Genomic DNA, 25,975 nt, shown 5'->3' on the forward strand with positions numbered 1-25,975 from the left:
ACGACTCTGACCGCGTGATCTGCGACTGAGGCGGGAGAGGGGTTTTTTTTTTCGTCAGCCTGTCTCAGGGCCAGAAAGAGAGGATCCAGGTCGCGTCCTTGACCGGATTGAGGAGCATGACGCCAAAGACGTACTGAATCCCGCAGCCAAGGCGCTCGCGGTTCGATCGGCCTTTCTGGATGGCAAACCAGGTCAGGACGGCGAAAAAGCACGTCCAGGCCCCGAACATCTGAAAGAACAGGGCAAAGTCTTTGACGATCGCCATGATCGCGTCTTTGGGGCCGGTGCCGGTGATCAGGCTGTCGGCCGTACTGTAACTGGTGGCAGCGTCGCCCAGAGTGACCTGCACATCCGTTCCGGCCGAGGCCGTGCTTTTGGTGAGGATGACGTTGAACGAGGCGAAGACACCGCACAGGACAAGCGACAGATAGGGCAGCCACGGCTTGTCCTGCAGGGCCTGAATGGTCGGGTGGTAATACTGATAGATCCCGATCAGGCTGAAAATCAGGCAGGACACGGCCGCCGCGTAGCAGGCCGTTGGCAGGAGCCAGCCCATGCCAACGGCGATTTCGTGGACGAGATTGACAAGGCCTTCCATGCTGGCCTCCTCAGTTCAGGTCGCCATGAGCCGTGTGCAGAACCCAGGTGGCGCCCTGCTGGCTAATGGTCAGGACCGCGCCGTAGCCCGGGATGACCGTGCCAACACCCACCTCGAACTGGCGGGCCTGCCCGCTTGGGGCCGCACTGTCCTCAATCATGGCGAGTTGCGGCGAGGCCGCGACGATCCGGTAGTGATGGACCCACGCAGGCTTTGGAGCCGGACCCGCCACGGCGGCCGGAGCGGCTGAAGATGTTGCGGCCACTGTCGCAGGCTTGTTCATGGCGGCGCTCAGGGCCGCACGCGCCTTTTCGGCGGCGGCATGGGCCTGGGCGGCTTCATCCGCACCGGGGTTTTCAGCGCCTGTCACGGCATGGTTGGCTTCGACCAGAGAGACGCGCCGCGTCAGATCGTTCAGCCGGTCTTCTTCGGCCTTGCGCTGTCCGGCAAGGGACTGGCGCAGCTCTTCGACTTCGCCGCGCTCGCGTTCAATCACGCGGGCCTCGGCCGTGACGAGCTGAAGCACGTCGATCTGCTGCTGCGTCGCCATGGGCGCGGCCTGAAGGGTCTGGGCTGTCTTGACCGGATCGGCAGGCGGTGCGGGCGGCACAACGGCCGGAGCCTCAGTTCGGGGGGCGTCAGGCTGGGCTGACGCAGACTGCGATGCGGCTGACGGCGTTGCAACGACGGCCGTAGGCGGCGCTTTCGGGGACGTCGCAGTGTCGGGCGGGCTCGCAGCAGCTTTCGGATGGCCGAGGGTCTGCATTTCTGTAAGATCGGCGGTTGCAGGAGGGGCCGCTACCGGAGCCGGTTCGGGGGCCTGAGCCACGGGCGCTGCCGACTGATCCATGCCGACTTCCTGGCCAGGCGCGGAGACAGCGCGATGGTGGTGCCCATTTGTCGCCAGAATCCCCACGAGGAGAACGGCGCAGATCCCGAGGCCCGAACCGCCGTAGAGTTTCTGGCGGGGTGTCAGTGCCTCGTAGCGCGAGATGATGGGCGTGAGAAAAGAAGCAGAGCCGGACGATGCAGGGGCCGTCGTGTGACTGTCATCATGGCCCGTGGCTTCGGGGGTGTCCCCGTCCGGACCGTCAGACACCGTGTCGTGCTGGTGAGGCGGTGGGGGCGCTGCCGGGACGGGATCCATCCGGCGTGGCGTGACTTCGGTGTTCAGGTGGTGAACTGTGGAACTCATAAAAAAGATCCTTCTGGCTGAGACTGCCAGAAGGATCGGGGAACGATCTGCGACTGAGTGCGAAAAATCAGGGCTTGTCGAGAACAGGATCCATGAACATCACACCTACGTTCACGTTGGCGGCGAGGATGATCCGCGCGCGTGTTGGCGTGTCCTGTGTCAGGGCACTGTTGACGGCCGAGGCGGCACTTCCTGCGGCGACACCGAGCTGCTGACCCATGTTCAGGCGCTGGATATAGTTCATGCCGCCCAGGGCGCTGTAGCTGCCTTGGACATTGGACGTGGTTTCGATGGCCTGCCCAAGGCCCTGCACGAAGGCTGCGGCGGCAGGCATGACAAACCGCTGGAAAATCAGGGGATCAACGCTGGAGGCGACACCCTGCTTCATGGTGTCGGGCGCCATCACCACGCCGTTGGTTGCGAGAGTGCGGCCCTGATGAATGATCTTGTTGACCTGCACGACCAGGAGCTGCTCGTTTCCGGGTGCCCGCGCAACCGTTGCAATCATGCGGTCGCCCGCAATCGGGCCGCTATCGGCTTCCAGCACGATCTGCCCTGACAGGTCACTGTCGGTCGCTGTGACGGTATGGGCATAAACCCCTCGACCGGCCGGAATGAGCGCTGGCGCGGCGGCTGTATCATGTGAGGCCGTGGCCGCTGCGGAGGCTCCTGCCGCACCACGCGAGGCCATGGCTTTCTCGGCCTGGGGCTGCGCCTCCTGCTCTGGCTTGAAGACGGCTTCCTGAAGATCCGAGACAGGCGGCCGGGTCTGAAGGCCGCTTTCGATGCGCGCGATCTCTGCGACATAGCGGGCACGGCGCTTCTCGCGCTCCTGCTGCTCGGCCTGAGACGTCTCACCATTCCCGGATGCGGAATAGGCGGGATCGGTCTGGACCAGCGGGGCTTCCGGCGCGTTTTCGATGTGTGGAGGCCTCGGTGGTGGAGCTGGCGACGGTATCGGAGCGCTGTATCCGACTTCCTGGGAGTGAGGCGCTTCGGCTTCATGCGGAAGAACCGCATCCGTCCGCTCGCCCTTGGTGTTGCGTGTTACTGCGGGAGCGAGATCCGGGGTGTAGGATTTCCCGTCCCCCTCGGATTGCTGTGCGGCCTCAGTGTTTTGCATCTGGCGCAGGCGATCCTGCTCAGGGTTGGTATTGGTCCCACCGGGCAGAGCGTTCATCTCCACGATCTGCCCTGGATTGGATTTGGGCATCTGCTTGGTCTCATGATGTGAGACGAGAAGCACCAGAGCGATCACGGAGACGGCCGAGGCACCGAGCAGAATCAAGCGGCGGTTTCCTCCGCGTGTTGCGCTCGACAGAACGGATTTGAATTTGGGAAGCTTCGGGATCATGGCGTCATGTCCTTGAGAGACGCGGACACGGTCCGACCGGAATCCGACAGGAGAATGTAGGGGGTCTGGCGGAAGGCATAGAGGGTGTAGCCGTCTTCGCCACGCTCTGAACTGTCCCAGGCAGGCGTCATGAGCGCCAGCCGCGTGCGGATGTAGAGTTCATTGCCCATGCGCCACGCCCGCACATCATCAGGAGAGAGCCCCTCGACGCTCTGGGGAACGGCGGAGGCCGGAGCGATCCCGGACAGCATGGCATTCATGAACGGCTCTGCCGTGCCGGGGGCGGCTTCCGGACCCACTTCCTGTTTCGCATTGGGGCCGTCTTCGTTCACGCGGACCGTCAGGTTGTCATCATAGGTGCCGCGCCCTGCCAGAAGCAGGAAAGAGATCGGCTTGATTGCGCCCTTCAACGTGACGAGCAGGCCGCCACGCGGTGACAGCGACAGTGGCTCGATGTTGATGGTGTTGCTGCCAGCATAGGGAACACAGGTGTAAAAGCCTGTGGTCTGCACGGCAGGCGATCCCCCTTTGCCACCGTCCGAGGAACAGTTCTTCAGACCGTCAGAATTGGCGGATGTGCTGGTCGTGTTCCAGGCAATCGGCCAGGGTGCGCCCGAGCGGTCCACAAAAGAGACGGCTGTGGGATAGCCCTTGGTCGTAAAAATCAGGGATGTCTGCTGACCGGGCGCGAAAGAGACGCGGATGGCCGGTCGGCTGGTCGGTGCGGCGACTTCCGTAGCAACATCTTCACGCGCCTTCTGGTTCTCTTTGAGGCGATTGCCGAGACGGCGGATCATCTCCGGTGTCAGGGGAATGGCTTCGTCCTCGGCAGCCTGCTGGTCCTGCTGCTCTGGAGAGAGGTGTGGCGCGGCTGGCGCGGCATCTGGAGCAGGTGCAACCGACTGTGCCATCGCGGTGAAGGGCAGGAGGCCCATGAGGCCGAGAAGAGCCAGCGAAAAAGAGCGGGTTTTCATGGCGCGGATCCTCACTGCGGGCTGGCCACAAGCTGGGTGATGGCAATGCCGTCGGGGTGATCCTGATCTTCGACCCTTTCCACATGCACGGTTGCAATCAGGGTCTGCGAACTCTCCTGATTGACGTTCTCGCAGGTCTGAACGAACGGAAACTGCACGACATAATGGTGATGGCCGTTGACCATGCTCTGCTGGCGAATGGTTGCGGCGCGCGTTGGCTGTGCGTAGCAGAGCAGTTTGGCTTCTTTCATTTTCGCCAGATTGCCGTCCTGAACGAAGGACTGCGCGAACGTATTCCAGCCATTGATGGTGAAATGCGAGCCTGCTGCGTTGAGCTGCGACGGATAATCCCGGTAATTGATGTTGTACGGCTTGAGCGACCACTTGATGACCCAGGACAGGAAATCCTCCTGACTGAGGATCGGGCTGTTCAGCGCGATAGCCGGGCGAGGGGCGTTGATCCCGTCCACGAAGAAATACTTCGGGTGCGGATGGTACGACCAGGCACGGGCCAGGAGCACGGCCAGCACCACCACGACGGCGGCGAGGGCAATGGACGTCTGCAAGGAACGCTCAACGATCTTACCCTGAAAATCAGGATCGGTCAGGCGTCGGCTCAGGGATCCCGAGGAGCGGCTCATGGCGCGGTGTCTCCGTGGAACGACAGCGGGGCTGCGGATGGCATTTCAAACCTCATGATGACTGTGTCATCGTCACCGTGACCCGTTGATCTGCGACTGAAGCTGAAAAAACAGAGAAATTTGCGGATTAATCGCCCGAGCGCATGACGGCGGTCTGCTGGTGCAAGCGGCTGATACGGCGGCCGTTACGGCGGGTGGTCCAGAAATAGAATCCGGCCTTGCCGAGGCATTCGCGGCGCACGTAATCCATCTTGTTCAGATAGACCTCATACAGGTCCGGATCGAACGTGTTGCGCATGTCTTTCTTCGAGCGGCGAGGCAGGTGCAGCCATCCGGACTGACTGACAATGGTGCGATCGGTCAGGAGGAAGTCCTCGGCCACAGCGTCAGGGGACTGGTGGGCAAAATGCCGCATGGCCAGTTCGTGCTGCATTTCGACGGACCAGCGTGTGGTGCAGGCATTCCGGCTGAAGCCAATGACCAGCCCGGTTGGTGAGTTCCGGACCTGCCATCTGCGGCCACGACGCTCTTCTGGCGTCAGGCGCGAGGCCTGTTCCCAAGTCAGAACGACGGATGGGTCGGTGGGAATGGCCAAAGAGTCAGCGGCAGGACGGAGACTGACGAGCTTCCGTTGCAGGCTGCGGACACTGCGTCCCATTTGCTTGGCAATGCGCTGCAACCCAATGCGACGCTCACGATGTGCGAGCAGAGTAGCAACGTCGGCATCAGTCCAGACGACCTCGGCATAGCGCTCTCGTGCAGGCAGACCGAGCGCAGCGCGCTTTTTGCGAACTGCCATGACTGTGCGGTCGAGGCGCTTTGCTATGGCGGACAGGTCTTCGCCGTTGGCCCATGCGCGGCTGAGGCGGCTGATGTCGAGAAGAGACCATGCCCGAGGGCTGTTCCTCAGCGCGGTGCGCTTGAGAGGAAGTCCTTCCTCTCGCGCAATGGCCTCGATTTCCAGGCGGCTTATGAAAAGTGCGGCCGCTATGTGTGCAACGTTTACACCACGGTCAGCCATCTGAATTGCAAGGTCGCGGGTCTTATCAGCAGACCAAGGCGACTGCTGAGAGTGATAGGTCCGCGCCGGCTTTCCGGCTGAAATGCTTAAAGCGCGTACTGCGAGATCGCCAATCGGTGACGACGTGAAGACGGTGCTGGGCGCGAACAACATTACATAAACCCCGATGAGCGACATAGCGGATGTCTCACTATCGGGTATTAATCAATCCGATTCAAATGATAATTTACCGGATGATGAAAAAACTTCCGTTAATTTATCGAGGCTTTGTTTATTTTCTCGAACGCATTGAAGTGCATCTGAAAGAGCGAAATTTGCTCTCGCGCGCTTTGGAGGCAGCTATAGAGGCCAAGAACTCGCAACGCGTTGAAGCTTTCGTGCTGTCCGGGGAGGCCAGGAAAAAGGTCAGCCATTTCCACTTGGAGTGCAGCAGCAATTCGCTTTAGAAACTCTACTGACGGATTACGGAACCCGACTTCCAGCAGTTGAATTACTGAAGCATTATTTTTGCTGGCAAGTGCGAGATCGGCCACGGTGAGCTTTCGTGCAAGACGAATATCTCGGATTCTGTCGCCTAATTCGATAAGGGCGGGCTCACGGGGGTCTGCGGGCGCTTCGGCAGCGTTCGGCTCCGAATCATTCTCGTTTCTGCTAAGGCGATCCATTGTGTCTATAAGAGACTTAAGTGGCTCTGCCACTTTTCCGTAAGCACGAATGAGTTCTTGGTATTTCTCTATCTCACCGGATGTTGTTTCGGCGTCTATTGGTATGACTTCGTGGTCATCTCTCGGCAAGATCTGCTGGGCCGAAATCTTCAGTGCCGATAGTATCTTGTGTAGAGTAACATAGGACGCGTTTTTACCCCTTTCTATATTGGATATGGTTCCAACAGACAGGTCCGTTGTGAAGCAAAGACTCATTACATTCATGTCTTTTCCTTCACGAACTTCCTTCAAGCGGTTTCCTAGTTCCAATAGGTAATCACTTGATTGGCCGTCACTTACCTGCGTCTCTGTTTTCTTGTTCATGGCTAGTTCTCTCTCTCGGCAGGCTTACACACCAGACTTCGGGTCCGGATACTGCAAAATACCCACGAGAGCGCCCCTGACAACTGAGTTCGAATTTAACATTTCTCCTCAGTCGCATGTCGATCTGCGATTTAGAATTTTAAGTTATTTCAGGAGAGACCATGTGTTTATAATCTTGCCCCCCGCCCATGTGCAGCCAGCTCCAGCGATGCCCAAAGCAATACTGACGGAAGCGGCCTTCGAGATCAGTCACGCCCCCCCGCCCCTTCCTTCGCCAGCCCCTTCGGGACCGGTCTCTCTTGCACCTCCCGCAGAACCATCCGTGCAGACGGATCCGCCGAAGGTGGTTCATCACTTCCGCATGACGTCCGGCTATGGCCATCAGGTGCCACTCTCGTTTGCGATCAGGCAGATCGTGCCATCAGGTGTGCGTGTCACCTACGGTGCGGGCGTTGATCCAGGTGAGGCCGTTGACTGGCAGGGCGGTCGGGAATGGAACAAGGTTCTGGCCACAACGGTCAGCCCGCTCGGCGAGCGTATCGAGGTCGGGCGCGCACACGTCACTATTTTGAAGAAATAAGCGTTAGTCGCAGATCGAACTGCTTCTCTGCTGGGACTTACCCAGGAGAGAGGCATGTCACCAGACGATCCAACACCGCACAGGGACACCCCGCAGAGTTCTCTGGCCCCTAACCTTGCTCTTGCACGGCACAATCTGCTTGAGCATTTCCGTGTCCGGAATGGACACACTTCCGGCACGGACGGGGCGATCATCGCCTCTCTGGCCGATCTCCTTGTGTCTTTACCGAGCGAGGAGCGACGGACCTTTGTTTCCGAAGTGGTCTCGACCGTCAGCGGCGGAGAGGATCTTGTAGCATCTGCGGTCTCCAGCCGTGCTGTACTGGTCGCATGGACAGACAGTCAGAAAAGGGCAGAGCTGTCCGCGCGCGTCTTTTCTGAAGATCGTCTCGCGCTTCTGCGCGACCTTCTCGATCCAGAAGCAGAAAGGGCGGCCGCATGAAACGGACATCCTTTCTTCTCGTGGCCGCTACTCTGTCGGTCCCTCTGAGCGCATCTGCCGCAACACAGGGCAGTCAGGCCTGTGCAACCCTCACGCAGGCCGCAGCAGACGCCGTAAACGGGCGCATCAAGGCTAACAATGCTTATGAGAAGCAGCCTGAAAGTGTCAGTGGCCTCTCCTGCCTGAACAAGTTCTTCAATGGAACGGGCCTCAATCTTCTGACGAACATTGCGAACCCCGCAGCGCTGATCAATGACGTTGTCGGGCAGGTCGAAGGAGAAATCTGCTCGGCCGCCCAAACCGAATGGGACAATACCGTCGGAGCAGCCCAGCAATGCGGGTTAAGCCTGAACGGTGTGAATGTCGGTCTCGGCCTGTCAGGCGGAAACGGCCTCATGTGCCCCTCCCTGAATTTTGGCGGCAGTGGTCCGCAGCTTGCGGCCGGGAGCCTCGGGAATGGCGATTCAAACGGGTATGTCCGGGGGGAGCCACGTCTGCCGACCGGCTACACCAGCACCTCTCTGGACGGGGTATTCTGATGAAGATCCGCCTCAATCCAACAATCGCAACGATGCTCCTCTGCACGACCGTTCTTGTCGCGATGCCGAAGCCTGCGAATGCGTTCATCGGTGAAGCGGCGATCGTCGCGGCCATCAGCGCGTTGCAGAAATTCACTGGCAACGCCCTGTCCTCTATGACCAAGACGCTGACGTCGCAGTTGACCAGCTCGATGGATAGCCTGACGAACCCCAATTCCGTCAGCTCCATGCTGAACAAGGGTTTTACCCAGCTCAGTAACTACGAAAAGGCGGGTGTCGCTGCTCAACAGCGCATCGCGGATGCGTCCAATACAGCGATGGCGGAGTTCGCTCGCCGCCAGCAGGATACCACGATCCGCGACGAGCACATGATGAACCCGGAGTTCTGCACAGGGATCGACGGGTCGCAGGCCACCCAGGGCGCGTCTCAGTCAGCCAGAACGGCAACCCGCGCGATTGCGACGATTACGGACAGTCGCGGAGAGGCCGACGCCGGAACGCCGTCTTACTATGGTAAGGGCCAGGGTGTGGCATCGAGCATGGCGCTGCACGGGCGGCGGTATTGCTCGCAGGAGGACGTCACAGCCGGTCTCTGCTCGGCTCTTTCCCGTCTGCCCAATGCGGACCAACGAGCCATTTCCCTGTTCGGGCAGGACACCCTGTCGGCTGATGGTGGTGTGGACGCCGCCAACGATTACAGCACCACACTTATCCAGCCTGTGGCTCCGGCCGCACTGCGCGGCGAGCAGCTTACGTCCACGTCCGGACGCGAGGCTGCGTTGCGTCGTCGCGCCTACAACGCCCGCATGTCGCTCTCGCGCTACGTGATGAATTTCATCACCTCGCTAGAGATCCCGTCGATCAACCTGACCGATGTGCAGAAAACCGAGATGCAGGCCGAGGGCATGACTGTCTCGGATCAGGCCTCGTGGCTGACGTCGATGAGCCTTGAGATCAATCGCCGTGTCTCTGGCGTGACCTGGAACAAGAACCTTCAGCAGATGCCGCCCGCAACGGTCATGCGTGAGCTGGCTATCGAGCAGGCGCAGGCCAACTACCTCGCCCTGCAGAATTACCGTCTCGGCCTTTTCCAGTCTTCGCTCGCCGCAACGCAGGTGGCCCAGCACGAAGAGGAAAGCGAGGCCAAGAGACTTGCCCCCATCCCGTCCCCCAACGTCAATCCCGGAGGCTGACATGGCCCAGAACGATACGCAGATCCCTGCCCTTGCGGACGTCTTCCAGAGCCTGGAGCGCGTGCGACCGCAACTTGAGAAGGATGCGCCCCAACTGGCTGGGCAGATTACCTTGCTTGCCCAGAAGCATCAGGATCCGGACCTTGCATCCAATGATCGGTTTCGGACCAACGTGGCCTATGTGCTCCAGGACGCCGAGCGTCTGGTTGGGCCTGTCCTGCCACAGGAGAATGGGCTGCGCGAGGAAATGACACAGCGCGCCATGACCGTACCTGGCCTGACGTCTGAGACCCTCAAAGGCTTCATGAGACAGACGCCTGACCTCATGGATCAGCGGCTGGTGGACACGGTGCGCTCTGTGTCGGAGCGCGTCGCCTCTATGGGTGCCGACCAGCAGGGCAATCCGGAGATTGACGAGGTTCTCCACTCTCTGTCTGACCGCGTTGCCAATGCAGCACGGTTCTCGACGCACGACCCTGACGCGCAGGCCGTCAGACAGGATGAACAGGCAGACGTCAAACCCGTGGAACCGGCGTCCGAGTTTGATGGAAGCCCTGAGCCACCACCTTTCGATGATATTCCGGACGCCCCTGCGCCAGAGGATAGTGAGGATCCACGCGTGCAAGAGGGTGAAACCCAAACTCATCCTTCGGGAGAAAACGCTGATCCACGGATGCACGCCTCTCCTGGCGGAGGCGATCCGGCTGCAGATCACCCACAGGCCCAACGTCCCGGGCGGCCCCCCGGGACTGAGGCGAAAGAGAAAGTGGCTCCTGAAACCCCAAACAAAGGTCAGGCTGGCTCGAAAGCGCAGGCCAGACCTGGGCCGGAGAAGGAAGAAGTAAAAACTTCGGAAGACGATGCGAAGGAACAGGTTGTCTATCAGGTGCGCGGCCCGGGTCTCTTTACCCGTCTCGCACAGGCCATTCGTCCTGAGGCCGTGCAGCAGACCGTCACGCCCGGGTCTAACTGGATGGCCAAGGCCCAGACGATGAATGCGGCCCACGGGCAGCAGGCCGACGCCAATCATCTGGATCAGACCGAGGCCCTCGGCCTGAAGGCGCAGAGTGCGCTGGAAGCCGTGCAGAATACGCCTGCATCGTCAGTCATGCGGGAAATCGCTGAGGCCGCAAAATCCGAGCCGAACGGTATGGATGGTGTGTTGAGCGAAATGCGGCCGGGAGGTCGGCATGAAGGCCTGCAATCGCGATTTCAAGCCGAGCGGAGCACCAACCAGGCGTTCGCAGCGCAGTTGAAGGAAGCGGGTGAGGCGGTCGCGGCCTACGGCGCTCATCGTGAGAAAGCTGCCGATATTGGGGTGCAGCGCGGGACAGAGGCTCAGGTCGAGCAGCGCTTCAACGGCCTGGACAGCAAGATTGGCGAGCTTGCCAAGGGGGTGCCGGGAAAGGAAGCCGGGACCAGCATGGTCGAAGATCTCTCAGAGAAGGTCCGTGAGCTGGTGAAAAAGGCGGTTGAGGCCGTCGCCTCTGTTTTCCGGCCGTCCCCTTCTGCGTCAGCCAGCGCCAGCTTGGGATTATAAGTGATGACTTCTCTCAGACGCTTCAGAAACACGGGTAGGGCGCTCAGCGTCCTGCCCATCTTACTCGCGACAGGGGTGGCTCACGCACAGTCGGTCACAGGCAATTCGACGTCGGGAAACTCCACCTATGGCGTGACCTGGAACATGCTCGATCCCGGTGATGACTGGGCCGCGACCATGATCAAGTCGGTCTTTCCGGTCTTCGGATCATCCTCGACGTCCACCGGCACCGAGGCCACGGTCATCGGGACCATGCTGGGCGACCTCTCCGGCTTCGTCATGGCGCTGGCCATGGCCTTTGTCTCTTACGTCATGATGATGAACATGCATCGCTCGGCTGAGACGTCGAAGGTGCTTGGATCGAATCAGACCTCCATGAGTATCGTGCGCATGGCCTTTGGCGCCATCATGATGCTTCCGGTCGCAGGGGGTTTTAGTGCCGGTCAGGCTGCGTTCGTTCAGGGCTCGCTCTGGGGGGTCGGTATGGCGAAGACGGTCTATTCCTCCGCCGTGCAGGCGATTGGTCCGGACGGAAAAACCATCGCACAGCCCATGGTGCCGGGTACGAAAACCATTGTGGCTGGCCTGATCGCCAATGAAATGTGCCGGGATCTGGTCAACCTGGCCTCATCCAATTCGAGCCTCGTGCCAGCCCCGACCGGGAGAACCGTAAAGGCCGTATCCGGCTCCGATCTGGGTATGATTACCTATCCGTATCAGATGACCACGGGAGACGGGCAGCCCGTTTGCGGTTCTGTCACCATCCAGGCTCCGCGCGCCGCGACGAAGATTCTGGGGATCACGGTCGATACGGCCTCCATGCAGCAGCAGATTCTGGATAGCGTTCTGGTGGGCGAGATCCGGCCACAGGTCCAGCAGGTTGCAACCCAGTTCTGGCAGACCAAGAAGTCCTCCAGTCTGGCACCGCTCGTGACCCTTATGACGCAGGCGACCAATGACTACACCAGCAAGCTGACGGCCAAAGCTGCCAGTATCCGCCAGCAGGTTCAGGCAGCCGTCACACAGCGTAGTACCAGCTTTCAGGCGTGGAACAGCGGGACCAACGGAGACGCGGCCAACACCAAGGGCCGTCTGGATAGTCTCGGCTGGACAGGTGCGGGGGCCTACTACCTTGAGTTTGCCCGTCTCAATGGGGAAACCATGTCCCTGATGGCATCCACCCCGACTGTCAGTGCTCCGACCTATGTTGGACTGGGCGAGGACGTGCACGGAGATATTGCGCCGATGATGCAGTCGATTGGCGCACTCCTGGCCAATATCTCCAATATGGTCGCCACGCAGGACGGCATGAATGCTCCAGGCGGAAGCAGTGATCTCTATGCCGGTGTCACTCCGAGCGGTGATGGCGCAGGGGTGCTGTCTCAGGTCGCGCGGTCTTTGCATCTGAGTGACTACACGCTTCAGACGGTCATGGCGTTCATCGAGCCTTCTGGCGCTGAAGGCTACTGGACGGATCCGTTCGGAAACCTCATGGGCCTCGGGAACTGGATGATCACCACGGCCCTCCTGGTCATGGCGTCCGCCGCGCTTCTCAGCTCGGACGCTGGATCTGCGGTGACGGCGGCTGGAGCAGCCCTGACGGGAAATTTTGCGGGGGCTGCCGGGATCGGAGTGGGACACGTCGTTGTGCAGTTTCTCAGCACGCCGATCCTGACGGGAGCGATGGCGCTTCTCCTTCCAGGTCTCACACTGGCCTTTGTGCTACCGATGATCCCCTGGGTGATGTGGATGGCTGGCGTTGCTGGCTGGCTCATTCTGGTGTGCGAAGGCGTGATCGCTGTCCCGCTCTGGATGCTGGCCCACATGACAATGTCCGGCGAAGGTCTGCATGGGCACGCGAAAGCAGGATATGCCCTGATCTTCAACGTCCTTTTCCGACCGACCCTGATGCTGTTCGGGCTCTTCCTCGGCTTCTTCGTGTTTGATGCCATGTCCTGGCTGATCCATCAGACATTTGGTGTGGCAGCAGGGTTCGTGCTGTCGCATGGCTGGATCGTGACCAATCTTATTGGCGTTGTCGTCATGCTCGGCATGTACGTCACGGTCCATATCACGCTGGCCCTGATGTGCTTCAGGCTGATTGCGATCCTGCCAGAGCGTGTTCCCGCCATGATTGGCTTCCATGAAGGCAACCGTGTCGATCTGGATCAGTTCTCTAGAGATGCGGCCGTCGTTGGTATGGCGGGCACTTTACAAGGTATCCAAAGATCACTTGCGCCGCAAAAAGGTTCCAACGATGGACAACGACCCTCGGCACAGTTAGTGAATGGGGTACGTAATTCTCCCGCTGGTGGTAACGACACGACCATGCAGCGCATTACTTGAAGGTGAAGGTAATGGCTGAAAGTGAGGGCATGGGTGCGTTAGCAGGCTATATGCTTGGTCGCGCTTCGGTTCAGCAGGACCAGTTTATAGAGAACTGGTCTTCGCGGCTGCGCAGGCGTTCAGGGCCAACTTACGAGCAGCTTACCCATGAGCTTCTTGCTCAGAGAGACGCCCTAAACAGCACGTTAGCCAACCTACGGGAGAAGTTGCATCAGGCTTCTTTGAGAGAACGAGCACTTGAGACAGAGCTGTCTCAAGTGCGTTCCGACTATGCAGGGCAACTCTCTCTGACCAAGCAGTGGAAAGATTTCGGCGATAAGTCGGAAGCTAACTACGACGAGTTGAAAGCTTGGGCGGAAAAGGCCGAGGTTTCACTCAAGCAGTACCGCGCCCTCTACGGTCCACTGCCAGAGACCTTAAAAAACGGCTCTTAGTCGCATCTCAGCCCGATAGGGTCTCCTTAATTCTTCAGGAGACCCTTCATGCGTTCTCGTACCTCTCTTTATCTCGCCGGATCGCTGTTCCTGGCAGCGCCGGCAATGGCGCAGACCCAATGCGCTGTTCCTTCCCCGCCTGCCCAAGCATCAGCACCTCAAAAGGCCGCTTCACGTGATGCTCAGCCGACTGACGCGATCCAGCGGCTGGTACAGGCAGGCAGCGAGATCCTGTGGGCAGAGCCACAGCACGGCCTCCAGACTGGCGTTGCTCACGGCGATAACCAGCTTCTCGTGTTCTTCACACCGGAAAATCACAGCTTCATTATTGGCGGGACGCTCATTCCCGTCCCCTATGATCGCCTTCACGAACTGATAGGCAAGCGGGCGACAGATCTTGAGGTCTGGCGCGGCACCAGAGGCATGTTTGTGCGCAATGGCGACCGTTTCCAGGTGGTCTATGCGACGCCAGACGGTCAGGCCGCGATTGCGGGCACAATATGGGATACCGCAGGTAAAAACGTCACAAGGCAGCAGATCCGCTATATTCCAGGGGCCGTCCCCACGGTTCGGATTGACGTCCCGGGAGGCGGAAAGGCCTCGGCCGGTTCGTTGTCCGCGCAGATCTATGCTGGTGTGATCGGCCAGAAGGGTGCGCCGGAAGTGATCATGTTCATTGATCCGCGCTGCACGTTCTCGATCCGGGCCATGCAGCTCCTTCAGCCCGCCGTTGACAGTGGGAAGCTACGTTTGAGGGTCGTACCGCTTTCGCTCCTGGACTATGAGGATGGCGGCGCAAGTACGCGTTACGCTAAGGCCATGACCTCGCTGCCTACGGATGCGAGCCTGGTTCAGGCCTGGACGTCTGGCGGCCTCTCGAATGTGCTGGATCACCCGTCTCCTGAAGCGCAGTCTCGAGTTGATGCCAATATGGCAGCCGCTAAAGCGGTATCGCTGACGGGCACACCGACCTTTTTCTGGAAGCATCATGATGGGTCTCTGGGGCGTCTCGACGGCGTGCCTCCAGACCTGAACAAGTTCCTGACGGATGTCAGCCAGTGAGTGGGGCGAGCGAAAAGAAGGGAGTCCTGGCCAAAACAGGCCGGGCAGCCCGTTTCGTTGTAGGCTCTCCATCTGTCGCAGTCGGGGCCACGAGTATTCGTGACGGCTACAGTCTGCTTCGGACACTGTGGCTCATCGTCCGGAGAAAGCCTGAAGCGGACGACGGGTTTCAGGTTGATGAATCGGGTCGCATCGACATTGTTGCGACGGCTGACGTGTATGACGTCAGTCCGGCCGCGGTAGAGATCTATCTCCAGAACCAGCAGGCCAAGACGTATCAGCGCGCCTGGGCCGCAGCTCTCATCGGGGCTTGCCTTCTCTCAGCGTGGATCATTGTCGGCCTCAGCGGGTCATGGCGGAGCCAGACGCTTGTGACCGCGATCGAGATGATGCCGTTCTGGTTCGCTCTGGGGCTCTATATTTTGCAAAATGGGTGGATGAACTGGCAGTTTCGTCAGCGGAGGAAGGCCGGGATGCTGGCCTATATCAGAGAGGCCGACACCCTTTTTCCTCGACGATCCTGAAACAGGAAGCGGCCCCAGAGGGCCGCTTTTCTTTTAGAAGGTTCCGGGTGGGTGCGTGGAGTTGTTGTTGGGGCCACCAATGGCCCAGGCCGCGTGCTCGTAGTCTTCACGGCCTCCAGAATTGCGGGGATCTTCCACCTTTACGATATGACCTTGCCGATCATAGACGGGGGGCGCCCAGACCGCTCGGGCTGATCCATAGGCCGCGCCCGGCTCATAGCGAGCGTGTTTGAGTGGCGGCGGCTTCGGGCCGTGACCATGATCGGCCGAGACGTTGCCAGAGCAAGCCCCTAGCGCCAGTAGCAGTGGAATGCACACATGATAATGCTTCATGACTTCAGTCTCCTTTGCGATGCGTAGGAGACTGAAGGCTTCATCTGCGACTTTCTTCAGGAAATGATCTCGGTCTTGAAATCAAAAGAAGATGCCCGAGAAGAAGTACAAAACTCGCCAGAGCTATCAGCTTCGAAAATAGCAAATTTTGCGAGACACTCGTTCGTACACTTCTGGAGCATCGGATTGGAGGACTCTAGCATTTTCAGACGGTGCATGCGTCGCTCACACTCAGTAACCTGCAAAGCATAGTCTTGTAGGACTGAAGGAGATTTGACTGTCATATTTGAAATAATCGAGAGCGTATAAATAACACAATCTATGCTTGACCGTGTTTCAGCGCAGAAGGATGCGGAATCAAAGTCATCCGACAGAGAACTTGCTTGATTATTCTCTGGTATAAAAACCGAACCCATCCGTCACCTTTACCACAATACTAGGACATGAGGTCAGATCGCACCAGAGTCCTGGATACAGTCTCTTTATGGACTTTATCTGCTCTCTCTTTCTTCCCTTTCGCTCTAGCACGGGCTAGCGCAAAGAAAAAAGGTTTCCTTAACGAATTGTGAAAAAAAATTACGGAAGGCCGCTTTTGTTCTCATCACTCCCTTGCGAGCGTGAAACAGACTCATGTTACAGATGAAAGTCGCAGATCCTTGTGGCGATGTCTCAGCGGCCGGGAGACTCTGAAAAGGGCCTTTCTTTCTCGCTACAGGAGAAGCATAAAGGCAAATCGCCTATTTGGGCTTGAAGAAGGAATTGTTTGAGTGAGTTAGCCAGAGCCCAGATACGTTTAAGGCCCCGCTTTCACGAGGCCCTAAGAACGTAGTCCCATCGGTCGCCAAACCGATTGAACTGGATTGAAATTCATCTGCTGAATTTTCAATCCTACATTTCAGCTTCGAATGCAAGAGTTTTTGCAAACGGGAGGGGCTTGTTTGAAGGGTTGGAGAGCAGGGCTTCGGAAATCCCGAAATCCTGAGAAGTTTTCCATGACCTATTCTCTTTCGCATGACCCCCATCAGGCCGGGTTGAGGCGCATCACCCCGGCCATGATCCTGGCCGAAATGCAGTGTGAGGCCCTGCCCCGCAGCGGCGCCACCAAAGCCCAGATCCTCAGCGCCTTGCATACGGAGCCCCGAGCGCTTGGTCTTCAGCCGCGCCAGTCCGATCTGCTTGGCTTTCTGATCAGCCGCACGAAGCCGGTGGACTGGGAAGACGACAATCTTACCATCTGCTCTGTGCGCAATCGCGACATCTGCGAGCGGTTCGGGATCGAGAGATCCACGGTCAAACGGTGGCTTCGTGGCCTCAGCGAATTGGGCTGGATCATCATGCGCGATAGCCCGAATCAGCAGCGCTGGCTAAGGCGCGAGGGCCGCAATGGTGCGATCCTAGAGGGATACGGGTTCGATCTGTCGCCGCTGTCTCGGCGCTACGACGAAATGCTCCAACGCGTCGAGGCCTTCAGAGAGCGGGAACGCGAAGGAAAGCGTCTGCACAAGAGAGCCATGGTCTTAGGTCGCCGCATTACGGCCCTTTGTGCCACGGCCCTGGAGACGACGGCTGACAGGCCGACGGTGATGAGCATCCAGCAGAACGGGCATCAGCTCCTGGCGCTGCGTGGCAATGACCACGACCTGGACATCCTGTCGCCGCTGGTTGAGCAGATGGAGGGTTTGGTCGAGCGTCTGGAAGCCATGATTGCAGGGTCTGACCCTGTGGAAATGGACCCCATGGGGCGCACTGATGGACCCCATAATACTGATACAAACCCAAATACTATAACTAAAGTTACTGTAAGCGGAGCCGGCTGCGCCGGCGTTGGCATAGACGAAGTGGTAGTTGGGTCTGACAGTGCCTCCCGTTCCAAGGCTTCACCGCTTCGGGGCTTTAAGGCCGGACCGAATTTCCTTCTCCAGCTTGTTCCTGATTTGCGAGATCTCTGCACAAGCAGTCGCCCACATGAGGCCGAGCTGATCGAGGCCGTCGAGATGCTGACAGGTTCTCTGGGAATTTCGTCTCATGCCTGGCGTCAGGCGTGCAGCGTCATGGGCCGATACGAGGCGGCCGTCGCCGTCTGCGTGATTTCCGCGAAGTCCCGAAAAGGGAAAGTGCGGTCGGCTGGTGGCCTGCTTCGGGCCATGATCGAACGTCACCTTGACGGAACGCTTGCTCTGGACCGGACCCTCTATGGGCTGGCCTCGGATCTTTCGACCGACCGAACCTACCATTGACGCATCAGTCGCAGATTGAGCTTGCAGAATGGGCGAGTGAAAGGAGAACTCTATGTTGGCACATGAAGAACAGGACACAGCATCTGCTGAGACCACCGTTCAGACCGGAGGAATTGCAGCGGATCGCCTGAGATCCATCATTGAACGGGTTGAACGCCTGGAAGAAGAACGAAAGGCGCTGGCCGGAGACATCAAGGACATCTTCAGCGAAGCCAAGTCGGCCGGGTTCGACGTCAAGATCATCAAACAGATCCTGAAGCTGCGAAAAATGGAGCCCGCCCAGGTCGAGGAACAGGAAACCCTTCTGGACATCTATCGCCGTGCTCTGGGAATGTGACTTACCGGTGTGTCCATTGCGGACACACCGAGAAGGAGAGACCAAATTTCTACGCCAGCAATAGCGGCATTGTCCTACCGTGTGGCCATGGTATCCGGGATTGTTGGGATCAGTTTGATCTTGGCCGGCTATGCGCGGGTGAAGTATCTGCGGTCTAACCCATCCCCGTCAGGCCTGTCGTCTGCGGCGGTTGAGCGACTTCTTCTGATTGTTTTCTGCGGTACGCTCGTCAACATCACCGTCGCTTTCCTCACCCTCTGAGCGTGGTTGCCAGCCAATCCGCTCAAGAGTGTTCAACAGGGTCGTGCGTGGGATTGTGAGGCGTCGCGCAACGGAGAGCTTACTCTCACCCTTGTTGAGGTGTCGAGCGCCATGTCCAAACGCTCCTGACTGATCGACGGGGGCCGTCCGCCTATTCGGCCTCGACGTTTTGCGGCCGCAAGCCCTGCCATGACACGCTCATGAATCAGAGCGCGTTCGTATTGAGCCAAAGCGCCAAACAAAGAGAACATCAGCTCGCCATGAGACGTTGTTGTGTCCATCTGTTCGGTTAAGGAACGGAAGGATACAGATTTGGCCTTCAGATCTTCTATGATTGTCAGGAGATGCGGAAGAGATCGACCCAGCCGATCCAGCTTCCAGACAACGAGTGTGTCACCACTCTTTATATAAGAGAGACATTTTTTAAGACCGGGTCTGTCATCGCGTGCTCCAGAAGCCTTGTCCTGGAAGATGTGTCGCTCATCGACGCCCGCCTGCACCAGAGCATCGCGCTGCAAGTCCACTGACTGGCGATCATCGACAGAAGAAACGCGCATATAGGGGTCGTTTGCGGGAGGGGGCGAAATCCTACGCTAAGGATTTAGGCCAGCGATATTCGCCGGTGAGGTTGGCGTCACCTCAAGCTTTGTACGCTGAACAACGATTTTCCGGACATAATGTGAACATTGGTGTCAGGCAGCGGCGCGAAGGTACTGGTAGAGGGTTTCGCGGCTGATGCCCATGTCGCGCGCGATGGTCGCCTTGCGTTCACCGGCGGCAACGCGGCGGTGCAGATCGGCAATCATCTCATCCGAGAGCGACCGTTTCCGCCCCCGATAGGCGCCGCGCTGCCGAGCGATCGCAATGCCTTCGCGTTGCCGTTCGCGGATCAGGGCGCGCTCGAACTCAGCAAACGCACCCATGACCGAGAGCATCAGATTGGCCATCGGGGAGTCCTCCCCCGAGAAGGACAGGCTTTCCTTCTCAAACTCGATCCGGATACCTCGCTTGGTGAGGCCCTGGACCAGCTTGCGCAGGTCATCCAGATTGCGGGCCAACCGATCCATGCTGTGGACGACGACGGTATCGCCTTCGCGGGCGAAAGTGAGCAGAGCCTCAAGCTGGGGGCGGTTGACGTCCTTGCCCGATGCCTTGTCGGTGAAGGTCCGATCGAGCGACTGACCTTCCAATTGGCGATCCACATTCTGATCGAACGTGCTGACCCGGACATAGCCGATCCGTTGCCCCTTCACTGCGCACTCTCTCCATCAAAATGTCAGGTTGAAATCTATGATACGCAACGACATTCGTCAACAAATTCCGTTTAGTACCCTAATCTGACAGAAACCGCGGTAGCGCCCTGACGTCCGGTTAGGCTATACTCCAAGCTGACATCACAAAATCAAATCCCTCAAAGATGGCGTCAATTGCCTTGATGGGGTAAAAACTGGAGTGCTTCCAGGATGGGACATTCGGCAACGTCATCTCCAGTGCATCTGGCTAACGTGGTCGCCAGCGTCACCTCTATCTTCTGCAAATCTGCAATGCGGCGGCGGACATCTTCAAGGTGGAGTTCGGTTCTCGCCATAACCTCCGCGCAGGTTTGTGCACCGGTATCGGTGAGCGACAACAATGACCGTATCTCATCCATTGCATAGCCAAGGTCGCGCGCGCGCAGGATGAACTGCAACCTTTGCACCAGTTCCGGCGAATAGACGCGGTAGCCGTTGGAACTGCGAGGCGGCCCCGGCAGCAATCCCACCTTCTCGTAATAGCGGATGGTTTCGAGATTGCAGCCTGTTTTCCGGGCAAGCTGGGCACGCAAGATGCCGACCTGTTGCTCCATGAAAATACCTCTTGAGTCTGTAGTGGCTACAGAGCCTACACTGCGAATCACTCAGTTGGAACAAGGGATTCAAGCCATGGTCTCAACGCCGGAAGCGGGACAGCCAGCCCTCACCGAAAACCACGAGCCGAAGCAGGCAAACTGGGTTGCGGCGGGCGCATTGATCGGCGCGGGGCTCGCCTCGGCTTGCTGCGTCGTCCCGCTACTGTTGGTTATGCTCGGAATTTCCGGCGCGTGGATCGCCAACCTGACGGCGCTCGAACCTTACAAGCCCTATGTCGCAGGCGTAACGCTCGCGCTGCTCGGCTACGGCTTCTGGCATGTCTATTTCAAGCCGAAACCGCCCTGTGAAGACGGTTCCTACTGCGCTCGTCCACAATCGGCTTGGACCACCAAGGCGGTGCTGTGGCTGGGCCTTGCCGTCGCCATCCTGGCGCTCACCATCGGCTGGTGGGCACCCTGGTTCTATTGAAAGGAAATACCCATGAAAAAGACAGTATGTATCGCTATGGCCGTGCTGGCTATGGCTGGCGGCGGGGTCGCCTATGCAGTTAGTGGCACGGCGCAAGATCGCCCCGCGGCTACCGCAACCGCTCAGAAGCAAACCACCTTTGCCATAGAGAACATGACCTGCGCCACCTGCCCGATCACCGTGAAGAAGGCGATGGAAGGCGTCGCCGGGGTAACGGCGGTCACGGTCGATTTCGCAGCCAAGACCGCGCGCGCAACCTATAACCCGCGCCGCACCAATGCTGCTGCGATTGCCGCTGCATCAACCAACGCGGGTTATCCGGCGCGCGCTATTCAAAACTGAGCGGGGCGCCGCCAGCGCCTCAAGAAAGCGATAAGCAATGAACGACTGTTGCAACCGCCCCGGGCAGGAAGGATTTGACGTGGCCGTCATCGGCGCGGGTTCTGCCGGGTTCTCCGCCGCGATCGCCGCTGCCGATCTGGGCGCGAAAGTGGCGCTCGTCGGTCACGGCACGATTGGCGGCACCTGTGTCAATGTTGGCTGCGTTCCTTCCAAGACGCTGATCCGCGCCGCCGAAGCGGTGCATGGTGGGCTTGCCGCCGCGCGCTTTCCCGGCCTTGGGGGCGCTGTCCAGATGGATGACTGGTCCGTATTGGCGGCGTCGAAGGACGATCTTGTCACGACGCTGCGCCAAAAAAAATATGTCGATCTGCTGCCCGCCTATGACGGTGTGAGCTATATCGAGGGCAAGGCACGCTTTGCCGATGGTGCGCTGATTGTCGGCGATGCGCCCATGAAGGTCGGCAAGGTCATATTGGCGATGGGTGCGCACGCCGCCGTGCCGCCGATTCCGGGGATGGACAGCGTGCCCTACCTAACCAGCACATCGGCGCTGGCGCTGGATCGCTTGCCCAAATCGCTGCTGGTGATCGGTGGCGGGGTGATCGGGGTAGAACTGGGACAGATGTTTTCGCGTCTGGGCGTTGATGTCACCATCTGCTGCCGAAGCCGCCTGCTCCCCGAAATGGACCCGGAAGTGAGTGCCGCGCTGAAAAACTATTTGGAAGCCGAGGGCGTGCGGGTTTGCGCAGGTGTCGGCTATCAGCGTATCGCCCAAACACAGAGCGGGGTCGAATTGACCTGCGAGGGGCATTGTGACACCGTCGCGGCGGAACAGGTGCTCATCGCCACCGGACGCCGACCCAATAGCGACGGGCTTGGGCTGGAGGAGCGCGGCATAGTGCTTGCCCGTAATGGTGGAATCGTCGTCGATGACCACCTCGAAACGTCGGTTCCAGGCATTTACGCGGCGGGCGATGTAACGGGACGGGACCAGTTCGTCTACATGGCCGCCTATGGCGCAAAACTGGCCGCGCGCAACGCGGTGACGGGCAACCAATACCGCTACGACAATTCCTCCATGCCATCCGTCGTCTTCACCGACCCGCAAGTCGCCAGCGCCGGCCTCACTGAAACGACAGCACGGGCGCAAGGCCTGGACATCAAGGTTTCGCTGCTCCCGCTCGATGCTGTGCCAAGGGCACTGGCAGCACGCGATACGCGGGGTCTCATCAAACTGATTGCCGACAAGGCGAACGACCGTTTGCTGGGCGGCCAGATCATGGCACCCGAAGGCGCGGATTCGATCCAGACACTGGTGCTGGCGATCAAACACGGCATGACCACCCTGGAATTGGGTGCAACGATATTTCCTTACCTGACCACTGTGGAAGGCCTCAAACTGGCGGCCCAAACGTTTGATAAGGATGTCGCCAAACTGTCTTGCTGCGCCGGGTGATTGCTCGGGGATCAACCGGCAACGAATGGCCTCCCTCCAGTGCAAGCCGCTTTGGTGTCAATTTTGTTATTCGCCTCAGCGGGAGAGCAAAATGGCACGACGCCGACTTCTGACCGGAGACGAGCGCCGGCGCCTGTTCGATCCTCCTGTCCAAGAAACCGCGATCATTGGGCATTATACCCTTTCTGCGGAAGATGTTGAATTGGTTGGGCGCCGCTATGGTCCAGCAAATCGCCTCGGTCTGGCTGCACAAATCGCTTTGATGCGACATCCCGGCTTTGGTCTGCAACCCGAGATCGGGCTTCCCGACGTCATTCTTCAGTACCTCGCGGCACAGTTATTCGTCGATCCTTCCTCCTTCTCTGCATATGGTCAGCGCGCGCAAACCCGTACCGATCATGCCGATCTCGTGGCGCGTTATCTTGGCATACGCCCGTTTCGACGCGGCGACCTGGCACTTGCCCTGAATCTTGCCGCGCAAGCCGCCGAGTATACAGACAGAGGTGAACCGATTGTTCGCGCCCTCATGGTTGGCCTGAAGGGTGAGCGGTTCATTCTTCCGTCAGGCGACACACTGGAACGCGCCGGTCTTGCTGGCCGGGCACGCGCACGCAAAGCTGCCGCAGCCGCAATCGTCGAAGGCCTCAGCTCTGCTGAACTGACACGGCTAGACGAACTCGTAATCAACAACCCGGATTTCGGCATGACACCGCTGGCGTGGTTGCGTAATTTCGAAGAAGCCCCGACTGCGGCCAATATCAATGGCTTGCTTGAGCGCCTGCGCTATGTTCGCGGCATAGGTATCCACCCGGTAGTTGGGGGCGCCATTCCGGAATTCCGCTTTGCCCAATTTGTCCGCGAGGGCGGCGTGGCACCGGCATTCCTGCTTTCGGATTACAGCGTCAATCGCAGGCGGGCGACGTTGACGGCCGCAGTGATCGACCTTGAGGCCAGACTTGCCGATGCCGCGATCCAAATGTTTGACCGACTTATCGGCGGCATGTTCACGCGCGCGCGGCGTGGGCGCGAGCGTCGCTACCAAGATAGTATTCAGTCGGTGGGGCAACTCATGCGGCTGTTTGGCGCCACGATTACAGCACTTGATGAGGCTGTCCAGAATGGCGGCGATCCGCTCGAATTGATTGACGAAGCGGTGGGCTGGCACCGGCTTGTTGCGGCAAAGGCCCAAGTAGATGCCCTTGCTGATCTTGCCGGCGAGGACGCACTGGTAACGGCAACCGAGCGTTACGCCACGCTACGGCGTTTCAGCCCGGCATTTCTGGACGCCTTCACCTTCAAGGCGTCTGGAACAGGGACGGCACTGATCAAAGCCATCGATGTCATTCGCGATGCGAACACACGAAAGTCGCGCGACCTTCCCGATGGCGTTCCACTGCCATTCCCCAATCGGCAGTGGAAGCGTCTCATCACCGAAAGCGGCCGTATCGACCGCCGACGTTATGAAATTGCGATCATGGCAACCTTGCGTGATCGTTTGCGCGCCGGTTATGTATGGATCGAGGGAACCCGCAACTATCAGCGCTTCGATGCCTATTTGCTGGGTCGGCGCGACGCCGCCAAAGTGGCGGATGTGCTTCCGTTCGATTCAAATGCTGCATCCTACCTCGCTGACCGGGCACGAAATCTTGACTGGCGGCTGCGCCGATTTGCCAAGCAGTTGAAAACAAACAAGCTTGAGGGAGTGTCGCTCGAACGAGACCGGCTCAAGCTTCAGCAAATGCCGCCTGTCACCCCACCGGAAGCTGAAGCCCTCGATCGCAAGCTCGATACCCTGCTTCCCCGCGTGCGCATCACCGAGCTGCTGCTTGAAGTCGCCGAACGCACTGGTTTTTTGAACGCATTCCGTGACCTGCGCTCAGGCAAGGAGCACGACAACCCCAGCACGGTACTCGCCGCAATTCTGGCTGATGGCACCAACCTCGGGCTGGAGCGGATGGCCAATGCCAGCGAAGGCGTCAGCTATGCCCAACTCGCATGGACCCACAACTGGTATCTTTCACCCGAGAACTATCAGGCCGCGCTGGCCATGATCATCTCAGCCCATCACGAATTACCCTTCGCGCGGCATTGGGGCGCTGGCACCAGTTCGTCGTCCGATGGCCAGTTCTTCCGGTCGGGGCGGAGCCGTTCAGGGGCGGCGGACGTCAATGCCAAATATGGCGCCGAACCTGGCGTGAAAATCTATTCTCACCTTTCCGATCACTTCGCATCATTCGGATCACGGATCATGTCCGCGACGGCAGGTGAAGCGCCTTACGTGCTCGACGGGCTTGTCCTGGGCGCCGGCAACCTTCCGTTGCATGAGCACTATACCGATACCGGCGGCGCCACCGATCATGTTTTCGCACTCTGCCACCTACTCGGGTTCCGCTTCGCGCCACGGCTGCGCGATATTGGCGACCGCAAGCTGGGTTCGATCGCTGCGCCATCGACATAGTAACAAGGGCATCGAAAATCTGATGGGCCGCACCATCAAAACGGCAGCGATCGAGGCCGATTGGGATGACATCGTCAGGATTGTCGCCTCAATCAAGGATGGCACGGTGGCGCCGTCAGTAATCTTGCGAAAACTTGCCGCCTACAAACGCCAGAACAGGCTGGATTTTGCATTGGCTGAACTGGGCCGTATCGAGCGCACTTTGTTCACGCTCGATTGGCTTGAACAACCGGAACTGCGACGTGCCTGTCAGGCCGGTCTCAACAAAGGCGAGGCGAGGCACACGCTTGCCGCCGCCATCTATACCAACCGGCAGGGTCGGTTCACCGATCGCTCGCTGGAAAATCAGGAATTTCGCGCATCTGGGCTGAACCTGCTGATTGCGGCGATTTCCTACTGGAACACGGTCTATCTCGACCGGGCCGCCCAGCACCTCAACGCTGTCGGCACGACGTTCGATGCGGCACTGCTTGCGCACCTTTCTCCGATGGGCTGGGCGCACATCAGTCTGACCGGCGATTACCTCTGGGAGCAGGCCAGGCGACTTCCAGCAGGTGAATTCCACCCACTCAACGAGCCAATGGCGCGGTTGAAGCGTGTAGCGTAGCCCATGTTCCGCTTATGTCCGAGAAATCGTTGTCTGGCGAACAAACCTTGAGGTGACGCCTACACGAAAGTGCGTGTTGCGTACGCTTGGGGTGAACACCTATGGAACGCTCTCGCAGAGTCCCTACTGTGAAAGACGTGTTTATGCCGAAATCGG

Annotated in this window: 25 protein-coding genes and 2 pseudogenes; 16 read left to right on the top strand and 11 right to left on the bottom strand. The window is 59.1% G+C overall.

All coding sequences use genetic code 11. The features are described from left to right. Positions 1 to 64: 64 nt before the first annotated feature. From ABDK75_RS15350 to ABDK75_RS15380, 7 genes are all read right to left on the bottom strand, one after another. Positions 65 to 598, bottom strand: a complete 534-nt coding sequence (locus ABDK75_RS15350) for a hypothetical protein (protein WP_064273044.1) — start codon at positions 596 to 598, stop codon at positions 65 to 67. A gap of 10 nt (positions 599 to 608) precedes the next feature. Then, positions 609 to 1,793 (bottom strand): hypothetical protein, encoded by a 1,185-nt coding sequence (locus tag ABDK75_RS15355; RefSeq protein WP_346006349.1) that lies wholly within the window; start codon positions 1,791 to 1,793, stop codon positions 609 to 611. Positions 1,794 to 1,860: 67 nt separating this feature from the next. Continuing rightward, positions 1,861 to 3,147, bottom strand: a complete 1,287-nt coding sequence (locus tag ABDK75_RS15360; RefSeq protein WP_346004460.1) for a DotG/IcmE/VirB10 family protein — start codon at positions 3,145 to 3,147, stop codon at positions 1,861 to 1,863. Continuing rightward, a complete protein-coding gene (locus ABDK75_RS15365; protein ID WP_346006350.1) occupies positions 3,144 to 4,121 on the bottom strand; it encodes a DotH/IcmK family type IV secretion protein in 978 nt (325 codons plus the stop codon). Before ABDK75_RS15365 ends, ABDK75_RS15360 begins: the two co-directional genes overlap by 4 nt. An 11-nt stretch (positions 4,122 to 4,132) precedes the next feature. Continuing rightward, positions 4,133 to 4,762, bottom strand: coding sequence for a DotI/IcmL/TraM family protein (locus tag ABDK75_RS15370; RefSeq protein WP_064272965.1), 630 nt, complete (start codon positions 4,760 to 4,762; stop codon positions 4,133 to 4,135). A 127-nt stretch (positions 4,763 to 4,889) separates the two neighbouring features. Continuing rightward, positions 4,890 to 5,936: a hypothetical protein gene (locus tag ABDK75_RS15375; protein WP_346004423.1), complete on the bottom strand. Its 1,047-nt coding sequence runs from the start codon at positions 5,934 to 5,936 to the stop codon at positions 4,890 to 4,892. Between the two features lie 98 nt (positions 5,937 to 6,034). Beyond that, positions 6,035 to 6,811 carry a helix-turn-helix domain-containing protein gene (locus tag ABDK75_RS15380; protein WP_063905465.1) on the bottom strand — a complete coding sequence of 259 codons (777 nt, stop codon included), beginning with the start codon at positions 6,809 to 6,811 and terminating at the stop codon, positions 6,035 to 6,037. A 163-nt stretch (positions 6,812 to 6,974) separates the two neighbouring features. On the opposite strand from ABDK75_RS15380, the gene ABDK75_RS15385 reads away from it, so the two are divergent. The 9 genes from ABDK75_RS15385 to ABDK75_RS15425 are packed head-to-tail and all read left to right on the top strand — an operon-like array spanning position 6,975 to position 15,470. Then, positions 6,975 to 7,391 carry a hypothetical protein gene (locus ABDK75_RS15385; protein ID WP_152334238.1) on the top strand — a complete coding sequence of 139 codons (417 nt, stop codon included), beginning with the start codon at positions 6,975 to 6,977 and terminating at the stop codon, positions 7,389 to 7,391. A 54-nt stretch (positions 7,392 to 7,445) separates the two neighbouring features. Beyond that, positions 7,446 to 7,832, top strand: a complete 387-nt coding sequence (locus ABDK75_RS15390; protein ID WP_346004424.1) for a hypothetical protein — start codon at positions 7,446 to 7,448, stop codon at positions 7,830 to 7,832. Beyond that, entirely contained in the window at positions 7,829 to 8,371 is a 543-nt protein-coding gene (locus ABDK75_RS15395) for a hypothetical protein (protein WP_346006351.1), read from the top strand. Before ABDK75_RS15390 ends, ABDK75_RS15395 begins: the two co-directional genes overlap by 4 nt. After that, positions 8,371 to 9,564: a hypothetical protein gene (locus ABDK75_RS15400; protein ID WP_346006352.1), complete on the top strand. Its 1,194-nt coding sequence runs from the start codon at positions 8,371 to 8,373 to the stop codon at positions 9,562 to 9,564. Before ABDK75_RS15395 ends, ABDK75_RS15400 begins: the two co-directional genes overlap by 1 nt. Before the next feature lies 1 nt (position 9,565). After that, complete coding sequence (locus ABDK75_RS15405) at positions 9,566 to 11,104, top strand: hypothetical protein (RefSeq protein ID WP_346006353.1); 1,539 nt, start codon at positions 9,566 to 9,568, stop codon at positions 11,102 to 11,104. A 3-nt stretch (positions 11,105 to 11,107) separates the two neighbouring features. Then, positions 11,108 to 13,450 carry a DotA/TraY family protein gene (locus ABDK75_RS15410; RefSeq protein WP_346004428.1) on the top strand — a complete coding sequence of 781 codons (2,343 nt, stop codon included), beginning with the start codon at positions 11,108 to 11,110 and terminating at the stop codon, positions 13,448 to 13,450. A gap of 11 nt (positions 13,451 to 13,461) precedes the next feature. Then, entirely contained in the window at positions 13,462 to 13,884 is a 423-nt protein-coding gene (locus ABDK75_RS15415; RefSeq protein WP_346004429.1) for a hypothetical protein, read from the top strand. A 48-nt stretch (positions 13,885 to 13,932) separates the two neighbouring features. Next, positions 13,933 to 14,946, top strand: a complete 1,014-nt coding sequence (locus ABDK75_RS15420; protein ID WP_346004430.1) for a thiol:disulfide interchange protein — start codon at positions 13,933 to 13,935, stop codon at positions 14,944 to 14,946. Continuing rightward, positions 14,943 to 15,470: a hypothetical protein gene (locus tag ABDK75_RS15425; RefSeq protein WP_346004431.1), complete on the top strand. Its 528-nt coding sequence runs from the start codon at positions 14,943 to 14,945 to the stop codon at positions 15,468 to 15,470. Before ABDK75_RS15420 ends, ABDK75_RS15425 begins: the two co-directional genes overlap by 4 nt. Positions 15,471 to 15,503: 33 nt before the next feature. Here the strand turns inward: ABDK75_RS15425 and ABDK75_RS15430 are convergent, their stop codons facing one another. Further along, positions 15,504 to 15,803 (bottom strand): hypothetical protein, encoded by a 300-nt coding sequence (locus ABDK75_RS15430; RefSeq protein WP_339408636.1) that lies wholly within the window; start codon positions 15,801 to 15,803, stop codon positions 15,504 to 15,506. A gap of 992 nt (positions 15,804 to 16,795) precedes the next feature. Here ABDK75_RS15430 and repC point away from each other — a divergent pair. From repC to ABDK75_RS15445, 3 genes are all read left to right on the top strand, one after another. Continuing rightward, positions 16,796 to 18,040 carry a plasmid replication protein RepC gene (gene repC, locus ABDK75_RS15435; RefSeq protein WP_346004357.1) on the top strand — a complete coding sequence of 415 codons (1,245 nt, stop codon included), beginning with the start codon at positions 16,796 to 16,798 and terminating at the stop codon, positions 18,038 to 18,040. A gap of 52 nt (positions 18,041 to 18,092) precedes the next feature. Further along, positions 18,093 to 18,377 (top strand): DUF2312 domain-containing protein, encoded by a 285-nt coding sequence (locus ABDK75_RS15440; protein ID WP_061490889.1) that lies wholly within the window; start codon positions 18,093 to 18,095, stop codon positions 18,375 to 18,377. Positions 18,378 to 18,446: 69 nt separating this feature from the next. Beyond that, positions 18,447 to 18,638 carry a hypothetical protein gene (locus ABDK75_RS15445; RefSeq protein ID WP_346006354.1) on the top strand — a complete coding sequence of 64 codons (192 nt, stop codon included), beginning with the start codon at positions 18,447 to 18,449 and terminating at the stop codon, positions 18,636 to 18,638. Here ABDK75_RS15445 and ABDK75_RS15450 read toward each other — a convergent pair. The 3 genes and pseudogenes from ABDK75_RS15450 to ABDK75_RS15460 all read right to left on the bottom strand — a co-directional run bounded on the left by ABDK75_RS15450 (position 18,546) and on the right by ABDK75_RS15460 (position 20,484). Continuing rightward, positions 18,546 to 19,195 (bottom strand): annotated as a pseudogene (locus ABDK75_RS15450) (recombinase family protein). The gene ABDK75_RS15445 and the pseudogene ABDK75_RS15450 overlap by 93 nt on opposite strands. 135 nt (positions 19,196 to 19,330) lie before the next feature. After that, positions 19,331 to 19,891: a recombinase family protein gene (locus ABDK75_RS15455; RefSeq protein WP_004213255.1), complete on the bottom strand. Its 561-nt coding sequence runs from the start codon at positions 19,889 to 19,891 to the stop codon at positions 19,331 to 19,333. Positions 19,892 to 20,061: 170 nt separating this feature from the next. After that, complete coding sequence (locus ABDK75_RS15460) at positions 20,062 to 20,484, bottom strand: helix-turn-helix domain-containing protein (RefSeq protein WP_014072603.1); 423 nt, start codon at positions 20,482 to 20,484, stop codon at positions 20,062 to 20,064. A 76-nt stretch (positions 20,485 to 20,560) separates the two neighbouring features. Here ABDK75_RS15460 and ABDK75_RS15465 point away from each other — a divergent pair, with 76 nt between their 5' ends. The 4 genes and pseudogenes from ABDK75_RS15465 (at position 20,561) to ABDK75_RS15480 (ending at position 25,819) form a co-directional block, all read left to right on the top strand. Continuing rightward, positions 20,561 to 20,956: a mercuric transporter MerT family protein gene (locus ABDK75_RS15465; protein WP_004213251.1), complete on the top strand. Its 396-nt coding sequence runs from the start codon at positions 20,561 to 20,563 to the stop codon at positions 20,954 to 20,956. 12 nt (positions 20,957 to 20,968) lie between these two features. After that, positions 20,969 to 21,298 carry a heavy-metal-associated domain-containing protein gene (locus tag ABDK75_RS15470; protein ID WP_004213249.1) on the top strand — a complete coding sequence of 110 codons (330 nt, stop codon included), beginning with the start codon at positions 20,969 to 20,971 and terminating at the stop codon, positions 21,296 to 21,298. A gap of 37 nt (positions 21,299 to 21,335) precedes the next feature. Then, the gene (gene merA, locus ABDK75_RS15475) at positions 21,336 to 22,754 is read left to right on the top strand and encodes a mercury(II) reductase (protein ID WP_004213247.1); all 1,419 of its coding nucleotides are present in this window, start codon (positions 21,336 to 21,338) and stop codon (positions 22,752 to 22,754) included. A 91-nt stretch (positions 22,755 to 22,845) separates the two neighbouring features. Beyond that, positions 22,846 to 25,819 (top strand): annotated as a pseudogene (locus ABDK75_RS15480) (Tn3 family transposase). Positions 25,820 to 25,975 lie beyond the last annotated feature (156 nt).

This window comes from Gluconobacter sp. OJA (assembly GCF_039638325.1).
Lineage (GTDB): Bacteria > Pseudomonadota > Alphaproteobacteria > Acetobacterales > Acetobacteraceae > Gluconobacter > Gluconobacter cerinus.